Source organism: Chryseobacterium sp. GTID13 (assembly GCF_056172655.1).
Genome location: NZ_JAOCMB010000002.1, coordinates 940,354 through 958,350 on the forward strand (window position 1 = coordinate 940,354; position 17,997 = coordinate 958,350).

At 37.2% G+C, this 17,997-nt stretch carries 12 protein-coding genes; 8 read left to right on the plus strand and 4 right to left on the minus strand.

Features of this window, described 5'->3' with window-relative positions; all coding sequences use genetic code 11:
- Positions 1 to 573 precede the first annotated feature (573 nt).
- From N4G44_RS04765 to N4G44_RS04775, 3 genes are all read left to right on the plus strand, one after another.
- The gene (locus tag N4G44_RS04765) at positions 574 to 1,362 is read left to right on the plus strand and encodes a sensor histidine kinase (RefSeq protein WP_474924822.1); all 789 of its coding nucleotides are present in this window, start codon (positions 574 to 576) and stop codon (positions 1,360 to 1,362) included.
- 262 nt (positions 1,363 to 1,624) lie between these two features.
- Positions 1,625 to 2,917: a phosphopyruvate hydratase gene (gene eno, locus N4G44_RS04770; RefSeq protein ID WP_474924823.1), complete on the plus strand. Its 1,293-nt coding sequence runs from the start codon at positions 1,625 to 1,627 to the stop codon at positions 2,915 to 2,917.
- Positions 2,918 to 2,999: 82 nt separating this feature from the next.
- Positions 3,000 to 4,286 carry a citrate synthase gene (locus N4G44_RS04775; RefSeq protein WP_474924824.1) on the plus strand — a complete coding sequence of 429 codons (1,287 nt, stop codon included), beginning with the start codon at positions 3,000 to 3,002 and terminating at the stop codon, positions 4,284 to 4,286.
- Positions 4,287 to 4,355: 69 nt separating this feature from the next.
- Here the strand turns inward: N4G44_RS04775 and N4G44_RS04780 are convergent, their stop codons facing one another.
- Positions 4,356 to 4,787, minus strand: coding sequence for a hypothetical protein (locus N4G44_RS04780; protein WP_474924825.1), 432 nt, complete (start codon positions 4,785 to 4,787; stop codon positions 4,356 to 4,358).
- Positions 4,788 to 5,119: 332 nt separating this feature from the next.
- Here N4G44_RS04780 and N4G44_RS04785 point away from each other — a divergent pair, with 332 nt between their 5' ends.
- The 5 genes from N4G44_RS04785 to N4G44_RS04805 all read left to right on the plus strand — a co-directional run bounded on the left by N4G44_RS04785 (position 5,120) and on the right by N4G44_RS04805 (position 12,746).
- Entirely contained in the window at positions 5,120 to 5,968 is an 849-nt protein-coding gene (locus N4G44_RS04785; RefSeq protein WP_474924826.1) for a helix-turn-helix domain-containing protein, read from the plus strand.
- A 94-nt stretch (positions 5,969 to 6,062) separates the two neighbouring features.
- Complete coding sequence (locus tag N4G44_RS04790; RefSeq protein ID WP_474924827.1) at positions 6,063 to 8,414, plus strand: TonB-dependent receptor domain-containing protein; 2,352 nt, start codon at positions 6,063 to 6,065, stop codon at positions 8,412 to 8,414.
- Between the two features lie 517 nt (positions 8,415 to 8,931).
- Positions 8,932 to 9,846 (plus strand): dimethylarginine dimethylaminohydrolase family protein, encoded by a 915-nt coding sequence (locus tag N4G44_RS04795; protein WP_040993558.1) that lies wholly within the window; start codon positions 8,932 to 8,934, stop codon positions 9,844 to 9,846.
- An 85-nt stretch (positions 9,847 to 9,931) separates the two neighbouring features.
- Positions 9,932 to 10,855 carry a citrulline utilization hydrolase CtlX gene (ctlX, locus tag N4G44_RS04800; protein ID WP_474924828.1) on the plus strand — a complete coding sequence of 308 codons (924 nt, stop codon included), beginning with the start codon at positions 9,932 to 9,934 and terminating at the stop codon, positions 10,853 to 10,855.
- A gap of 130 nt (positions 10,856 to 10,985) precedes the next feature.
- Positions 10,986 to 12,746: a discoidin domain-containing protein gene (locus N4G44_RS04805; RefSeq protein WP_474924829.1), complete on the plus strand. Its 1,761-nt coding sequence runs from the start codon at positions 10,986 to 10,988 to the stop codon at positions 12,744 to 12,746.
- 171 nt (positions 12,747 to 12,917) lie between these two features.
- On the opposite strand, the gene N4G44_RS04810 is transcribed toward N4G44_RS04805, so the two are convergent.
- From N4G44_RS04810 to N4G44_RS04820, 3 genes are all read right to left on the minus strand, one after another.
- On the minus strand, positions 12,918 to 13,799 hold the full coding sequence (locus tag N4G44_RS04810) for an alpha/beta hydrolase fold domain-containing protein (protein ID WP_474924830.1): 882 nt from the start codon (positions 13,797 to 13,799) through the stop codon (positions 12,918 to 12,920).
- A 279-nt stretch (positions 13,800 to 14,078) separates the two neighbouring features.
- Positions 14,079 to 16,181 (minus strand): TonB-dependent receptor domain-containing protein, encoded by a 2,103-nt coding sequence (locus N4G44_RS04815; protein WP_474924831.1) that lies wholly within the window; start codon positions 16,179 to 16,181, stop codon positions 14,079 to 14,081.
- A gap of 48 nt (positions 16,182 to 16,229) precedes the next feature.
- Positions 16,230 to 17,996 carry an outer membrane beta-barrel family protein gene (locus N4G44_RS04820; RefSeq protein WP_474924832.1) on the minus strand — a complete coding sequence of 589 codons (1,767 nt, stop codon included), beginning with the start codon at positions 17,994 to 17,996 and terminating at the stop codon, positions 16,230 to 16,232.
- Position 17,997 lies beyond the last annotated feature (1 nt).

Sequence of the window (17,997 nt, forward strand, 5' to 3'; positions counted from 1 at the left end):
TGGGTAGAAAATATTTTTTTCTGCCCAAAATTATATTTTTATATATCTTTTAGTAACTTTTGCCAATGAATGCGTTGCGTTTATAAGAAATCAAATTGATTCTGATGTTAAAGTAGGGCTTCAATATAATTTGTATTTTATATTCTGTGTAGTATTTTTTTATTTTTTTTATTCTTTTGTATTTAAAAATGTTTTACAGAAAATTTCTTTATTATCAGCAATTTTATCATTAGGTTATATTTTTCTTTTCACAAATTTTTCTAATAGTGATTTTGATAAGCGGATAGGGATATTAATTACATTATTTTACATCATTAACTCTATGCTATGGTTTTATCAGAAAATCTCTTTTTTTGACGAAAACAAAATGACGGATGATCCTGTTTTCTGGATTTCCACGGGGTTATTAATGTGGAGCTGTTTTTTTATTTTTAGAGTTACCCCAATGTTTTTCTTTGCTAAAAATGACAATGAATTTCTTGAATTTTTAAAGATTGGACAGAATATTATCAACATAGTAATGTATATTATGTTTTATATCTCATTAATAAAATATGAAAAGCAACTGAAACCATGACCCATATTCAGGATGATATAAAATTGGCTTACATTATTGCAATTTCAATAATGATGCTGTTTGTCTGCTTTATTGTTTTTGTGGTCCTTATGTACAATAAAAGACAGCTTCTGTATCTTAAAGAACAACAGCTCAAAGAAGCCGAACACCAAAATCAGCTCCTACAAAAAGAGCTCGAAAAACAAAAGCTCTTAGAACAAGAACGTGAACGTATTTCCCACGATATGCATGATGACCTTGGGGCAGGGATTTCAGCACTAAAATTGCAGGCAGAATTTTTAAAGCAAAAAGCAGAAGATGATGACCTGCAAAATGATATAGATGAACTTCTTAAAACCTCAGAAGAAATGAACCTTTCAATGCGAGAAATGCTCTGGAGTCTGAACTCTGGAAACGATACCTTGGGAAGTTTTGTAGATTACGCCATACAGTATACGAGTAACTTTTTGAAGAAAACGAAAATAAAATTCTGGTCAGAAAGCGAAGATATTATATCTGAAAATCCAATTTCCACAGAATTGAGACGGAATATGTTTTTATGCCTCAAAGAAGCTGTTAATAATGTTTATAAACATAGTCACGCAAATAAACTAAATCTTTCGTTTTTGCAGGAGGGAAATGTTTTTACGATGAAAATTTCTGATGACGGTGATGGTATTCCGGAAGAGCATCCCGAAGGAAACGGCCTTCGGAATATGAAAAGAAGAATGGAGGAACAGAAAGGGGAGTGTCATATCTTAAAAGATGGTCCCGGAACTCAGATTGTTTTTAAAACTACAATATAAAAGTCTGAACTATAAAAATTGATGTAAATATTTGCTGTAAATCGTAAGAAAAGTGATGGTTTAGCCAGGTAAAATACCATTTAAATTGAAAATTAAACTAGAATTCTTCAATGTCATAAAAAACACCGAAAAATTTTTATTTATTACCAAATATTAAAGCCCAGTTTTTTCATCAGGTTAGTTTTTTCATTAAATTTGTGATCAAGTATAATTATTAATAAAACAGCCTGAAGCTTTTGCAGAAGGTTTAAAACTAAACAATATGAGTGCAATTTCTTTCATAGAAGCAAGACAAATTTTGGATTCCAGAGGTAATCCTACCATTGAAGTAGATGTATTTACAGAAAGCGGAGCCATGGGGCGTGCTGCTGTTCCCTCAGGAGCATCTACGGGTGAACATGAAGCAGTGGAATTACGTGACGGTGGTTCCGATTATATGGGGAAAGGGGTCCTGAAAGCTGTTGAAAATGTAAAAGAAATAATTGCAGAAAACTTAATCGGCCAGCCTATTTTTGAGCAGAACTTTATTGATCAGATTATGATCGATCTAGATGGAACTCCAAACAAAGGAAATCTTGGTGCTAATGCAATTTTGGGGGTTTCTTTAGCTGTAGCCAGAGCAGCAGCAGCTGAATTGGGAATGCCTTTATACAAATATGTGGGTGGTGTTAACGCCAATACACTTCCTGTTCCTATGATGAATGTAATTAACGGAGGATCTCACTCTGATGCGCCTATTGCATTCCAGGAATTTATGATCATGCCGGTAAAAGCAGATTCTTTCTCTCATGCTTTGAGAAAAGGAACTGAAATTTTCCATAACCTTAAATCTATTCTTCACTCAAGAGGACTTTCTACGGCAGTAGGGGATGAAGGAGGTTTTGCACCTACTTTCAAAGGAACGGAAGATGCTTTGGATACCTTACTTCAGGCTATTGAAAAAGCAGGATACAAACCTGGTGATGATATTATGCTGGCTCTTGACTGTGCCGCTTCTGAATTTTACAAAGACGGAATCTACGATTACAGAAAATTCCAGACTCCGGATGCAGCTCAGTTTTCCAGCAGCGAGCAGGTTTCTTACCTTGCTGAATTAGCAGCTAAATATCCAATCATTTCCATCGAAGACGGAATGCAGGAAAACGACTGGGAAGGCTGGAAAATGCTTACCGATAAAATTGGTGACAGAGTACAGCTTGTAGGGGACGATTTATTCGTAACCAACGTTGAAAGACTTTCAAGAGGAGTAAAAGAGGGTATCGCCAATTCAATCCTTGTAAAAGTAAACCAGATCGGTTCTCTTTCTGAAACAATGGATGCTGTACAGATGGCTCAGAATAACAAATTCACTTCAGTAATGTCTCACAGATCAGGAGAAACTGAAGACTCTACAATTGCTGACCTGGCAGTAGCAATGAACTGCGGACAGATCAAAACAGGATCTGCTTCAAGATCAGACAGAATGGCGAAATATAACCAGCTGTTAAGAATTGAAGAAGCGTTGGGTGATACAGCTTTTTTCCCAGGTTTAGACGCATTTAAAATCAAAAGATAATTGAAATTATAAATAACGGCAAGCGATAATTTTTGTTTGCCGTATTTTGTAATAAGTAGTATATTTAGAAAAAAAATAAATAATGTCAGACAACAAAGTAATATTGAATTACGACGGTAATTCATATGAATATCCAATCGTGGATAGTACTATCGGAGACAGAGGAATTGATATTTCAAAATTAAGAGACCAGACAGGTTTAATCACTCTGGATTTAGGGTACAAAAATACTGGAGCTACCATTAGCGACATCACTTACTTAGACGGAGATAAAGGAGAATTATTCTACAGAGGTTATCCAATCGAGCAGATTGCTGAGAAATCCAACTTCACAGAAGTAATGTACCTTTTACTACATGGTGAATTGCCTACTCAGGACCAATTCAGTTCTTTCAACAACAACATTAAAAAATATAACTTTATAGCAGATGAGATGAAAAAGATCATTGATGTTTTCCCTCGTTCTGCTCACCCTATGGGAGTTTTATCTTCTTTAACTTCCGCTTTAACTGCTTTCAATCCTAAAGCTGTTAACGTAAACTCTAAAGAAGAAATGGACCATGCAGCAGAATTAATGATTGCTAAATTCTCTCACCTTTGCGCATGGACCTACAGAAAAACACAAGGCCTTCCGCTTAACCACGGAGACAACAGCCTTAACTACGTAGAAAACTTCTACAAAATGGCATTCAGATTACCAAATGAAGAATTCGAAGTGAATCCGGTAGTTGTAGATGCCTTAGATAAATTATTAATCCTTCACGCTGACCACGAACAAAACTGTTCTACTTCTACTGTAAGAATGGTAGGTTCTGCCCATACAGGTCTTTTCGCTTCTATTTCTGCAGGTGTTTCTGCACTTTGGGGCCCGCTTCACGGTGGTGCTAACCAGGCTGTGATCGAGATGCTTGAGCTGATTGAAAAAGATGGAGGAGATGTTAATAAATGGGTAGCAAAAGCTAAAGATAAAAATGACAGCTTCCGTTTAATGGGCTTCGGACACAGAGTATACAAAAACTTTGACCCAAGAGCGAAGATCATTAAGAAAGCAGCTGATGATATCCTTAACGCATTAGGGATCCAGGATAAAGCTCTTGATGTTGCTATGCAGTTAGAAAAAGTAGCGCTTGAAGACGAATACTTCGTAGAAAGAAAGCTATATCCAAACGTAGATTTCTATTCTGGTATTATCTACAGAGCATTAGGAATTCCTACAGAAATGTTCACGGTAATGTTTGCATTAGGAAGACTTCCGGGATGGATTTCTCAATGGAAAGAAATGAGACTGAAAGGAGACCCTATCGGAAGACCAAGACAGGTTTACCAAGGCGCTCAGAAAAGAGATTACATTGATATTACAAACAGATAATATTCTGTTTTTATCATACACAAAATCCCAAAGCTTGCTTTGGGATTTTTATTTTTATGTACTTTGAGATTAATCTTCTTTAGTTATGTCTACTAAAGTTTTTACACCATTAATCATAATCATTGATGCCTTGCCGGTTTCTACAAAATATTTTAATTTTTCACCTGTATACAATTCAACTTCTCCTAAAGTATACATATCTGTTTTGCTTTTAAATTCTCCATACCATTTGTTTTTAGCATTGGTCAAGCTTCCTGATTCTATCTTTCCATTATTATTTGTAAAAAGTTTTCTTGTCGTTAAAATACTGTAATTGTCCGGATCAATGATCGTAGAACAAATAATTAATTCTTGTTCTGCAAATTCAATTGGGAAATTTTGAAATAATAATCTTGAATCAGAATCATATAATTGAGTCCATCTAAAATCATACGGTTTAATCGTTTTCCTTTTTATTGAGGCAATACAGATACTATAAAGTGATTTGTCAGACTTTTTCATTGAATTAAATAATAGTCTAAAATACAAAAAATTAAAGGGGTAATCTTTTATTATAGAATATGAATCTGAAAACAATAATTTTATTAAATTTACTTTCCTAACTTAATAGCAGTCAATACTATGACTTTCGGACAGCAGATGTTATTTTTCTTTAGTACGGTAGGAGCCTTTAATGGGCTGCTGCTTGGGATTTATCTTCTGTTTGTAAAAAGCTCAAATATATCCCGGACTTCTTTTTAGGCTTGATTTTATTAACCTTAAGCATCAGAGTTGGGATTTCAGTTTGTATTTATTTCTATCCGGACTGGCCGCGAATCATTCCGCACCTCGGGATGTCGGCGCTATTTTTTACGGGACCTGCATTATATTTCTACATCCGGTCATCATTCCAGAAAGAAGAATTTGATTTAAAACAATGCAGAACATCTTTTGGTGCATTGACATTGGTTCTTGGCGGATTTGGTTTACTCTATCTGTTCTTTCCGGTTACCTGGGAAAAATATTTCGGGACCTTTATTTATACCGTTTGGTCTGTATTTGTACTGCTTGCAGTGTATCAGTATTATATTTCTTCAAAACAGGCAGAGGGAAATCCAAATAAGTTTATCTTTCCCGTACTGATCAGTAACGTGATCATTTTCATGGTATATCAACTAATTTCTACAGGTTGGGTAAAGGTGTATTGTGCAGGCGGAAGTCTTGTATTTTCATTTGTATTGTATGCCAATTTTTTAATTCTCTTCAGCAAAAAATATGGTCAGGATTCTGTAAAGGACATCCCTAAATATACCAATAAAAAGATTGCGGGAGAGCTTGCAGACAGTTTTGCCTCAAAACTTGAAAGGCTGATGAATTCGGAAGAATTGTACAAGAATCCGAACCTGAAGTTAAATGATCTTGCAGTTAAAATGAACATGTCTGCCCATCAGCTTTCCCAACTGCTGAATGATAACTTAGGTAAAAACTTTTCCACCTATATCAATGAGTACAGAATCAATGAAGCCTGTCAGAAAATAGAAGAAGGTTCTTTTCTCAAAATTGAGGAGATCGGATATGAGGTTGGCTTTAATTCGAAATCTACATTTTTTTCTACCTTCAAAAAAATTAAAAATACAACACCGCTTTTGTACAGGCAATCCCAAATCCCTTCTGAAGTACGGTTCCAGAGTTCAGAATTATAATTTCGTACTGCGGAATTTAAACTTCAGAACCTGATTTTTCATACAGTCCAATACTTTTGGTCTCATAAAATTTAAAATTTATGATGATCAAGTTTTGGGTTTTCCTGTTTCTTTTATTAATGTCCTGTTTCATGGAAGGGCAGCAGCAGATTCAGGGAAAAGTAATAGATTCGGAGACAAAAAAGCTTTAGCAGGAGCTGAAATTTCTTTACTGGATAATAAGCCGGGCCGGCAGATCATTCAAAAAACTCTGACTGATTCCTTAGGTTCTTTTCAGTTCGTGAATATACCGGCCGGATCAGTTTTTATTGTTGAGAAAAAAGAATATGATCGAAAGGAGCTGGATAAAATAGAAAGCCTTATTTTGGTTGAATTAAAGCCTGTTGCAGAAAATATTTCCGAGGTTGTGATCCGTTCACCTACCAAAAGTATGAAACTCAGTGATGGAAATATTGTCATGAGTGTTTCGGGGAATAAAGACTTTAAAACTTCTGCCAATCTTCTGGAAGTTTTAAGGAAGATACCCGGAATTTCTGTAGATCAGGAAGGCGGTATTTTGATGGGTGGAAGGATAAGTCCCGCAGTATTTATTGATGGAAGACCTGTTACCATGAGCAGCCTTGAATTACAGGCCTATCTGAGATCATTATCCCCGGATATGGTAGAATCGCTGGAGGTGAATGCCAATCCTTCTTCAAAATATGATGCTGAATTTAAAGGAATCATTGACATCCGGTTGAAAAAGAACAGCAACCTCGGCTGGAAAGGGAACTATAATGGAAGCATACATACCAACAGATTCAGCTACAGGGAAAATGCTTTAAATCTTTCCTATAACACCGAAAAAGTAGCATATAGTCTGCAAACCGGTTATAACAACGGTATTTCTACCTATCGCTATCATGCATTACAAAAGCTTGCTAATACGAACATTATGCGGACCGATACCTATCAGGAAGATGAAGGGAAAGTATACAGCCTGACAGGAGGAGCTGATTTTAGGCTGAACGATAAAAACAGGCTGAGCGTTAATGTGAGAGGGAATTTCCGGGATAATGAACGGATTCGCTCAGGATCCCTTTATACCACCAATAAAGATGAAACACAGCTTGTCTTTAATACGGAAAGTAAAAATCCTACAGAATATTCCCAAGAAAATTATGGATTGACAGTTGACTATGCATTCCGGAATAAGGGTTTTAATCTCAGTTTTTTAGGAAACTATCTCTCTGTCAAAAACAAGCAGAAAGATGATTTTATAAACAGGGATCAACCAACATCTCAACTCTTATCTTACTGGAAGTCAGATCTGCTTAATAAAATTGAGATCCAGACTGCGCAGATCGATATCTCTCAAAAAATTGGAAATGCAGACCTGGAAGCAGGATTAAAATACAGCCGCTCCGATACCAATAATAATATCCGGTACGATACACTCTCTGCCAGCAACCATTTTATTTACGATCCTGAACGGAGCAACAGGTTTTCATACAAAGAAAAAATAGCAGCAGGTTATATTTCATACGGCCGGAAGTTTGGAAAGCTGCAGGTAAAAGCAGGGCTAAGACTAGAGAATACTGAAAGTATTTCAGATGCCGTTACCAAAGATTCCGTGGTGGCAAGAAATTATCTGGAATGGCTGCCTTCTTTCAGCGCATCATACCCGTTCGATCCTTCAAATGAATTATCATTTTCGTACAGCAGAAAAATTACAAGACCTGTATTTTCACAGCTCAATCCGTTCCGGTTTTATTTCAGTCCGCTGAATTACTGGATTGGCAATCCTTATCTTCAGCCCTCTTTCACCAGCCAGTTCAAACTTACTTACAGGTATAAGAACTGGATAACCAGCCTTATTGTTGGAAAAGAAGAAGATGTAATGACCCGATATCCGCTTTACAACCCCGAAACGAATGTTCTGGAATATCTGGGAACCAACCTCCCTTACCGGAAATTCGCTTCAATAGAAACCAGTTTCCCGGTGAAAATTACAAAATGGTGGAATATTACCACGCAGATTAACGGATACTACAATGATGAATTCAGACCTTATCTCGGTGATGTTTATGCGCTGAAAATTTATAACTATGAGGTCAGGGCCAGCCAGACATTTACTTTGCCGAAAGGATATACTGTTAATTTGTTTGCCAATTATGAGTCCAGAACCGGAAACAGCCTGTATATTATAAAGCCAAGATATACCGTTGATCTATCCGTACAGAAATCCTGGTTCGGGAACGCCCTGAATACAAAGATCAGCTACAATAATATTTTTGATTCTTATGATCAGAGGCTGGAATTCAGGCATAAGCAAATCATGGACAACCGTTTTACCCATTGGTGGGACAGCAGCCGTCTGATCTTTTCGGTAGGATACAGTTTTGGAAGTTCGAAATACCAGACCCGTGAAATTCAGAGAACAGAAGAGGAAAGCAGGACCCGATAAAAAGAAAACCTGCTTTTCAAAAGCAGGTTCAGTAGTTTGTTGGTTATGGGCAAACGCAGTTTCCGCAAGTCCAGATTCTGCAGCTACCGTCATCGTTCCATTCGCAGCAGTATCTTGGTTTAATTGGGCCAACACCTCCTACGATTGATTTTTGCTCGTTTCTTCCTAGTTTTTGTGCATTTTTAAGCACTGGATTTTTCTTGTTCATGATTTTGATTTTTTGGTGTTAATAATAAGTTTAGTTTTATAATTTAAATAAATTATATCACTAAGGTATGAATTTATTTTGTAAAACAGAATGTTTTTTATGACTTATGTAGATGAAAAATAGTTAGTTGTAAATAGATAATAAAGGAAATTTAATGTGTTTATATGGCTAAAAATAAAATTTCATCCTGAAATATAGAGCCAAGGGTTGAAAATAAACATCCTTAAAAGTCAAATTTATGCATAAAACAAAGCAAAAGTTTTCCAGATAGAGACCTTTACTTATATTTGTAGTATTGCATAAATCTTTATGAAACTAAACATTAAAAACGAAACGGGCAGGCTGAAATCAGTTGTTTTAGGCCAGCCTAATTCAATGGGTCCCGTCCCAACACTTGAGGAAAGCTACGATGCCAAATCGTATTACTCCATCGAACACAACATGTATCCTAAAGAAGAGGATATTATCAACGAAATGAATGCCTTTGAAGCGGTATTGAAAAAATATGACGTAGAAGTGCTTCGGCCAAGCATCATCAAAGATTATAACCAGGTTTTTTCAAGAGATGTCGCTTTTGTGATTGACGATAAAATGATCATTTCAAATGTAATCGCAGACAGGGCCGATGAACAGGATGCATATAAAAAAGTTTTTGAAAAAGTAGCATGGAGAAAAATCATCAACCTTCCGGAAACTGCCCATATTGAAGGCGGGGATGTGATCGTATGGGACGACTTCCTTTTCATTGGGACATGCTTCAGCGAAGATTACAGAAACTATAAAACAGCAAGAACCAACGAATACGCCATTGAAATTCTGAAAGAATATTTTCCGAAGAAAAGAATTATCGATCTTGAATTAAAAAAGAATGATAAGGTTCCGTTCGAAGGTATCCTGCATCTGGACTGTACTTTCAATCCGGTAGGAAAGGATAAATGCCTGATTTATAAAAACGGATTTGTAGACGAAAGCGATTATCGCCTGATCGTGGATATTTTCGGTGAAGAAAACTGTTTCCATCTTAATGATGAAGAAATGTTTGAAATGTTCCCGAATATTTTCTCTATTTCCCCTGAAGTAGTAGTGTCAGACAAAACATTTACAAGAATGAATAACCACCTGAGAAACGAATGGGGAATGACCGTAGAAGAAATTCCTTATCGCGAAATCTCTAAAATGGGCGGTTTGTTGAGATGCTCTACAATGCCGCTTGTGAGGGAGTAAATTGATGTGGAAATGAGATGATTTGCTGATTCGGTAATTACCCAATCTTTTAATCTTTCAATCTTTTAATTTTTAAATCTAAAAAATGCAGACAACAGATACAGTACTTATGATAGAGCCGGTTGCATTCGGTTATAATGCAGAAACGGCAGAAAACAATTATTTTCAGGTAGAACAGACAGGTTCCGACATCCAGTCGAAAGCTTTGGCAGAATTCAACACCTTTGTTGGAAAACTCAGAAGCAAAGGCGTGAATGTCATCACTATAAAAGATACGCTGGATCCGCATACGCCGGATTCCATTTTCCCGAATAACTGGGTAAGCTTCCATAAAGACGGAAAAGTGGTTTTATACCCGATGTTCGCTTCCAACAGAAGAGTGGAAAGAAGAGAGGATATTATTGAAAGCATCGAAAACCAGGGATTTGAAGTGGCTGAAATCGATGACTGGTCATTTTCTGAAACTCAGGGGCATTTCCTGGAAGGAACCGGAAGTATGATCTTTGACCACGACAATAAGATTGCTTATGGTTCTGTTTCTTTAAGACTTGACGAAAATTTATTCAGGGAATTTTGCAAAAAATATGGTTTTACACCGATCGTTTTCCATTCTTATCAGACAGTAGGCACAGAAAGGCTTCCCATTTATCATACCAATGTGATGATGTGTGTGGCAGATAAGTTTGTGGTAATCTGCCTGGATTGTATTGATGATGAGCTGGAAAGAGAAAAAGTAATTGAAACCATCAAAAATTCCGGAAAAGAAATCGTTGAAATTTCAGAAGAGCAGATGCAGCAGTTTGCCGGAAACATGCTTCAGGTTCAGAATAAAGAAGGCCAGAAATTCCTGGTGATGAGCCAGACTGCTTACCAATCTCTAAGTCCGGAGCAGGTTGCCGCGATAGAAAAATACTGTGAGATCATCTATTCAGACCTGAATACCATTGAAGTGAATGGAGGTGGAAGTGCAAGATGTATGCTTGCAGAAGTTTTCCTTCCGAAAAAATAATATTTATCCATTTATTTGGATTAGAATTCCGGCCCTGGAACAGGGCCGGAATTTTTTTGAGAGGTTTCATTTCTTCAATTTGAGACAAAAGACAAAAAAGTTGCCTAAATTTGTGACTTAAGCAAAAACTATGAAGATACAGCAGTACTTTTTAACATTCGCTGTTTTGCTGGGAATATGCGTTGGTGCCCAGCAGAAAACATTTTGTAACCCTATTAATATTGATTACGGCTATACGCCTTTCGAAGTGTTTTCAAAACAAGGGAAACACCGCGCTACGGCTGATCCCGTAATCGTTAATTTTAAAAATAAACTCTTTCTTTTTTCCACCAATCAGGAAGGATACTGGTACAGCGATGATATGCTGGACTGGAAGTTTGTGAAAAGAAAATTCCTGAGAGACAATAAATACATCCATGACCTGAATGCTCCGGCAGTCTGGGCCATGAAAGATACTCTTTACGTTTACGGATCTACCTGGGAACAGGATTTTCCGATCTGGAAAAGTACCAATCCTACCAAAGACGACTGGAAAATAGCGGTGGATACTTTAAAAGTCGGCGCATGGGATCCTGCATTCCATTATGATGAGGATAAAAATAAATTGTATCTGTACTGGGGATCCAGTAATGAATGGCCATTGCTGGGAACTGAAGTGAAGGTTAAAAACCTGCAGTCAGAAGGTTTCGTAAAGCCTATTATAAAGCTAAAGCCTGAAGACCACGGTTGGGAAAGGTTCGGGGAATACAATGATAATGTTTTTCTCCAGCCGTTTGTAGAAGGGGCATGGATGACCAAGCACAACGGAAAATATTATATGCAGTACGGAGCTCCCGCCACTGAATTCAGCGGATATTCTGATGGAGTGTATGTCAGCAAAAATCCTTTGGAAGGTTTTGAATATCAGCAGCACAATCCTTTTTCCTATAAACCCGGAGGTTTTGCAAGAGGAGCAGGACACGGGGCCACTTTTGAAGACAATTACAAAAACTGGTGGCATGTTTCAACCATCTTCATTTCCACTAAAAACAATTTTGAAAGAAGGCTTGGGATCTGGCCGGCAGGATTTGATAAAGATGATGTGATGTATACCAATACGGCCTACGGAGATTATCCGACTTTACTTCCGCAGTATGCGCAGGGAAAAGATTTCTCGAAAGGCCTTTTTGCAGGCTGGATGCTGTTAAATTATAACAAGCCTGTTCAGGTTTCCTCTACACTGGGAGGCTACCAGCCAAACCTAGCGGTAGATGAAGATATTAAAACCTATTGGAGTGCAAAAACAGGCAATTCAGGGGAGTGGTTCCAGACGGATCTTGGGGAGGTTTCCACTATCAATGCTATTCAGATTAATTATGCTGATCAGGATGCGGAATTTATGGGTAAAACCTTGGGTAAAATGCATCAGTACAAGATCTATGGTTCAAATGACGGAAAAAAATGGACAGTAATTGTTGATAAAAGCAAAAATACCAAAGACGTTCCCCATGATTATGTTGAACTGGAAAAACCAGCCAAAGCCCGTTTCCTGAAAATGGAAAATCTGAAAATGCCTACCGGAAAATTTGCACTGAGCGGTTTCAGGGTATTTGGGAAAGGAGCAGGAGAAAAACCAAAGAAAGTGGAAGGATTTGTTCCTTTAAGGGCTGATCCTAAAAAATATGGGGAAAGAAGAAGTATCTGGATGAAATGGCAGCAGAACCAGGATGCTGACGGATATGTGATCTATTGGGGCAAATCTCCGGATAAATTATACGGAAGCATTATGGTGTATGGAAAAAATGAGTATTTCTTCACCGGTGCAGACAGAACTGATGCTTACTATTTCCAGATCGAAGCTTTCAATGCGAATGGAATTTCAGAGAGAACGGAAATCGTAAAGTCTGAATAAATAAAATAGAAAATCTGCAATACAGCTGAATCTTCGGAAATTTTTTTAACGCAAAGATTTATTTTCTTTCGCTGGATTTAAGATAGCAAAGAAGAATCAATTTTTCAAATTGATTGATGAAGCTGACTTAAAATACTACTATATATAAACGCTTTGATAACCTCAAAGCGTTTATTTTTTCTCCAGCTGTTTCAGGAAAGCATTAATTTTATCAATCAGGAATTGGTCATTAGGCGATTTGTCCCAATCTAAGTGCCCTCCATTGAATTCATACGTTTCATGAAGAACTTTATTCCGGATCAGAGCAGAATTCAGCTTTTTCATTTGAGATAGAGGAATAACCTGATCCCTGTTTCCATAATAAGAAATCGTAGGAGGAGAGGTTTGGTTAATCCAGAAAACGGGATTAGGGATATCCTGCTTTGTAATATCCGTTGGAGTCGGTTTTGAAGAATCAATCATATGTTTTTCAACAAAAGAATAGTCGGAATATTTCCTGAAATCATTACTGGTTAAATCTGCAGGTCCTACAATATTGACAATAGCCTTGACCTTTGTCCTGTGCTTATGATCAAAAATGCTGTTATATCCGTATAACATGGATAAATGGGCACCGGCACTGTTTCCAAGCAAAATAAATTCAGGCTTACATTTCATTTCGGCAGATTTTTTAACCAACAAATCTAAAACACTGTCAATGTCATTGGTCTGATTGGGAAGAATAAATGAATGATCAGTTGCCAGCCTGTAATTCATATTGGCAAAAACATAATCCGGAAATTTCTTCATCATTGAAAGGGCAAAAAATGTCAGATTCGATTTATCTCCGCCTCTCCAGCCTCCTCCATGAATGATCACAAAGATCCCTTTTATTGAATCCCTGTTTTCAGGAACATAGAGATCCAGTTTTTGTTGAATATCATTTCCATAAGACACGTTTTCCTCCACATTAAAAGAAGTGTTTTTTCCAAGGTTGACTGTTTTTTCTTTACAGCCTGCCGCGAGAAGGCTTATTAAAAGAAGGAATAGAAATGTTACAAAACTTTTATTCATACTCATAAAGATAGGAAAAACCCGCCGGAAATTCCGGCGGGCTTTACCACAAAAAATAATTGAATATGAAGAAATGATTGTTCTATCTTGTTCTGCTTTTAATAGCGTCGGAAGCGCCTTCGATGTCTCTTACCTTTTTCACTTTCTGGTTTCCGAAATTGTAGGTAATGCTTAGCGTCATGCCTCTGTTATATCTGTTCTGGTGGATATAGTTGTAGTTTCCGTTGTCCTGGTAATCTTCAATTTCAATGATATTGGTTTTTAATACATCATTTACATTCAGGGCAAATGTCCAGTCGTTCCAGATTTTTTAAGACTCAGATCCAGGCTCATCAGGTTTCTTAATACCCCAAGCTCAATCTGCTGCTTGTCTACAAAGAAGTAATTAACTCCGGCAAACCATGTTTTCTTTTTATCCAGACGGATGGTGTTGTTGGTTTGGATAACAATGCTTGTTGACCTTCTTTTGTTTTCATAAGTCGGGAAAACATCTCCTGAAGTAGGATCTATACTTAAGCTTCCGTTGTTGATATTATGCTGTACGCCAATATTAAAGTTAGTCGTCCAGTATTGTTTGAAAAGGGATTTCTGTATGCCTACCATTGCAGACATCTCCTGTTTGTCTCCAAAATTGGTACGGATATATCTCAACTGGGTGTGAGGATCCATAATCGGGTTTCCATCTGGACCAGTGACAGGATTTCCCTGGGCATCAATTCTCGGTTTCAGAATGTCTCTCTGCAATGGAACCTGGGTAATCACATCTTTAAAATAGGAATGATTTAAAATCAGGAAATATGAATTTTTATACATATACGTCAGCTCCTGGTTGTAAGTGGATGAGGCTTTTACAAAAGGGTTGTTCTGCGTATAATTATCCTCAGTCAAAATATTTCTTACCGGGTTGATTTCCCAGAAGCTTGGTCTTCTCATCCTGCTTGAAAAGGCATAGGAAATATTATTTTTATCATTGATTGCATAATTTAAACTCAGATAAGGTAAAAGGTTGTTGTAATTTCTCTCAATTCTTTGCAGGTCAGCAGTTGGAGCATTGTCTGAAGTTCCTAAACTGTGTGTGATCTCATATCGGGTTCCTACTTTTCCTGAAAACTTATCAGAGAACTTTTTTTCAAGAGTTAAATAAACCCCGTAAATGCTTTCATCATAGATAAAATGGTTTGGCTCCGGTTTTTGTTTTACCAACTGACCATTTTTGTCGAATTCATAGGTAAAGTTTTTAGTATCGTTGTCTGTTTTTGTTTTATTGTAGTTTCCTCCTACAGATACAGTGAAATCATTTTTAAACTTTTGAATATAATCAGCCATTCCCGAAAAGTTATTAATAATCTGAGGCAGATCCTGGATCACCTGCCTGCCCGGCAGAGTATAATTTCCGAAAGTATCCGGAAGAAGAGTCCTGTTGTCGGTATATTGGAATCTCTTATAATTCAGATAGGCTGCGTTAAGATTTAATTTACTTCCCAAAGAATCTGTTTTCAGCTCGTAGTTCAGGTTGAATGAGTTGTTGTAAGAACGGGCATTCTCGTTATTCTTTGAATTGCTGTAATTATAAATATAATCTTTGCTTTCTGCATCGTAGGAACGGATGGTATTGTACAGATCTACGGTAGAATTATAGCTTCTGTTGGCCCAGGTATTCCATGTTAGAGCCAGGTTGCTGTTTTCTGTAAGCTGATAATCAATGTTGAGGTAACCGCCTAAATTTTTATTCGGGTCATTGATATCTCCTTTGGACTCGTTGGAAGAAAGACTGTTTCCGTTCCTTAACGTATAGGTCTGAGCTTCTATATTTTCACCACCGTTAAGATTGGCACTGATTCCCAGTTTATCCTTCCTGTAATTGATGGAAAAGGCTGCAGAACTTGCATTGTATTTGTTTTGTGAATTGGACATTCTCATGTTCCCGCTTAGGCCGTCGCTCATTTTTTTCTTTAAAACGATATTGATGATCCCATCCGAAGATTCTACCTGATACTCACTTCCGGGAACCGTAATCACTTCAATTTTCTGAATATTTTCTGCCGGTGTATTTTTCAGGAACTGAACCAGAGATTCAGCATCCATATTGGTTTTTCTTCCGTTGATATAGATCAGGGCATTATTTTTTCCCGCGATCTTTAATGTTTTATCATCTGTTGAAGAAAGAAGAGGAGTTTGTTTCAACAGGTCAAAAGTAGTATTTCCTTTGGCTACCGGAGAAGCAGCAACGTCGTATACAAAACGGTCGCTTTGCTTTTTAAAAACCTGCTTGGTAAGGGTAATTCCTTCTATGGATTTTGTTTTTACGGTGTCGGATTTTTTCTCCTGAGCGAAAACTACGCTTCCTGAGATGGCTGCTGCCAGTATGATGATCTTTTTCATGATTCTTCTTATTTAAGTGTGGCTGTGGGTGTAGATTTTTATAATGGCTTATGTTCTTGATTTTATGGCATCGTTTGCTGATTTCATTTCTCTGGCCTTTTTAAGCTTCTGGTTTCCGAAGTTGTAGGTTACCCCGATGTTCAGGATTCTTGGATATTCGAAGTTGACCACGTTGTTGTAGCTTCCGTTAGGCTGTATACCCTGAATGCTATTGAAATTCTGATTAAACAGATCATATACTTCCGCTACAAATGTCCAGTTGCCCATGATTTTCTTTAAGCTAACATCAAAGCTCTGTCTTACCCCAAGAGTTCCGCTTTCAATTTTTACCTTGCTTCCATAGTAATAATTAACTCCCAGGAACCAGTCTTTATTAGAAGACAGACGAATGGTGTTGTTGATATTACCGGATATATTAAAGTTTTTGAAGTCAATTACATAAGGATTCACTACCTCTGTTTGTCCCGGAACCGGAACCGAAGTCGGATCTTCAGATACGGTTCCTTTATAGATGCTGTATCCTAAATTCACAGAATAATTGGTTGTCCAGATCTCTTTGAACCAGGATTTGTTCATTCCCAGGGTAAGTCCGAACTGCTTGTTATTTCCATAATTGGTTCTGATGTATCTTAAGAATTTTGTAGTAACCATTACAGGATTTCCATTGGCATCTTTTTCCGGTTTGGTTACTGTTCCCTGAAGCGGTATCTGGTTGGAAGCGTCCTCTACATAATTAAAGCTCAGATTGGCAAAAAATGCATTTTTGTACATATAGCTGATTTCCTGATTGTAAAACTTGGAAGCCAGTACGAACGGGTTATTCTGAGTGTAATTATTGGGAGTAAAATAGGTTCTCGAAGGGTTCAGTTCCCAGAATCTAGGTCTTCTGATCCTGCTGGAGAAGCTATAGCTAAGGTTATGATCTGAGTTGATGGCGTAATTCAGATTAAGATAGGGAAGAAGGTTATTATAGTTTCTGTCAAAACTTGTTTTATCTAAAATTTCGCCGCTGCTTCTCGTCATTTCATAACGGGCACCTACTTTACCTGAAAACTTTTCACTCAGTTTTCTTTCATAAGTAAGATAAGCCCCCAGGATTCTTTCCTTATAAATAAAGTGATTTGTTTGGTTGACGTCATTAATGATCACATTATCTACAATATCGTCCTGTCTGGTATCATTATCTGTATTCGTATGATTATAGCTAAGCCCCATCAGCCATGTACTGCCTTTGGAAGTTTTCTTCAGATAGTCGATATTCGCAGCATAATTATTAATGATTTGCGGTACCGATTGCTGTAAAGCACTGTATTCGTTTTTAGGATCATTGTTTAATGGAAAACTTTCGTTGATGCTCATCTTATCCCTGTTGAACCACAAATAAGATACATTGGAAGTAATTTTGCTGCCGATAGAATCTGTTTTTATTTCATAGTTCAGATTAAAAGAGTGATTTCTTGTCTGGGCATTTTCGTTGTTGATGGTTCTGTCGACAAGGGTGCCATTCTGCCAGTTAGTCACGTCAAGGATTGAGTTGAAACTTTTATTGTATCTCATATTATACGTAAACCCTAAACTGTGATTCTTATTGATCTCATAATCAATATTCACGCTTCCGCCTACATTTTTATTAGGATCATCATTGTAACCAAGAGATTCATTTCTGAATGTGGAATCACCATTGGAAAGTGTATATCTTTCTCTGTCTGTCCAGCTTCCTGTATTAAAGTTGGAGTTCACAGACCATTTGTTTTTTCTGAAATTAAAGGAAACTCCTGCAGAAGGATTATTGTAGTAAGCCTGCTCGTTGTTCATT

What these genes read in the sequence shown, in the direction of transcription:
- N4G44_RS04765 (WP_474924822.1), top strand. Translation starts at nt 574, where the DNA reads ATGACCCATATTCAGGATGATATAAAATTGGCTTACATTATTGCAATT.
- eno (WP_474924823.1), top strand. Translation starts at nt 1,625, where the DNA reads ATGAGTGCAATTTCTTTCATAGAAGCAAGACAAATTTTGGATTCCAGA.
- N4G44_RS04775 (WP_474924824.1), top strand. Translation starts at nt 3,000, where the DNA reads ATGTCAGACAACAAAGTAATATTGAATTACGACGGTAATTCATATGAA.
- N4G44_RS04780 (WP_474924825.1), bottom strand. Translation starts at nt 4,787, where the DNA reads ATGAAAAAGTCTGACAAATCACTTTATAGTATCTGTATTGCCTCAATA.
- N4G44_RS04785 (WP_474924826.1), top strand. Translation starts at nt 5,120, where the DNA reads ATGTCGGCGCTATTTTTTACGGGACCTGCATTATATTTCTACATCCGG.
- N4G44_RS04795 (WP_040993558.1), top strand. Translation starts at nt 8,932, where the DNA reads ATGAAACTAAACATTAAAAACGAAACGGGCAGGCTGAAATCAGTTGTT.
- ctlX (WP_474924828.1), top strand. Translation starts at nt 9,932, where the DNA reads ATGCAGACAACAGATACAGTACTTATGATAGAGCCGGTTGCATTCGGT.
- N4G44_RS04805 (WP_474924829.1), top strand. Translation starts at nt 10,986, where the DNA reads ATGAAGATACAGCAGTACTTTTTAACATTCGCTGTTTTGCTGGGAATA.
- N4G44_RS04810 (WP_474924830.1), bottom strand. Translation starts at nt 13,799, where the DNA reads ATGAATAAAAGTTTTGTAACATTTCTATTCCTTCTTTTAATAAGCCTT.
- N4G44_RS04815 (WP_474924831.1), bottom strand. Translation starts at nt 16,181, where the DNA reads ATGAAAAAGATCATCATACTGGCAGCAGCCATCTCAGGAAGCGTAGTT.
- N4G44_RS04820 (WP_474924832.1), bottom strand. Translation starts at nt 17,996, where the DNA reads ATGAACAACGAGCAGGCTTACTACAATAATCCTTCTGCAGGAGTTTCC.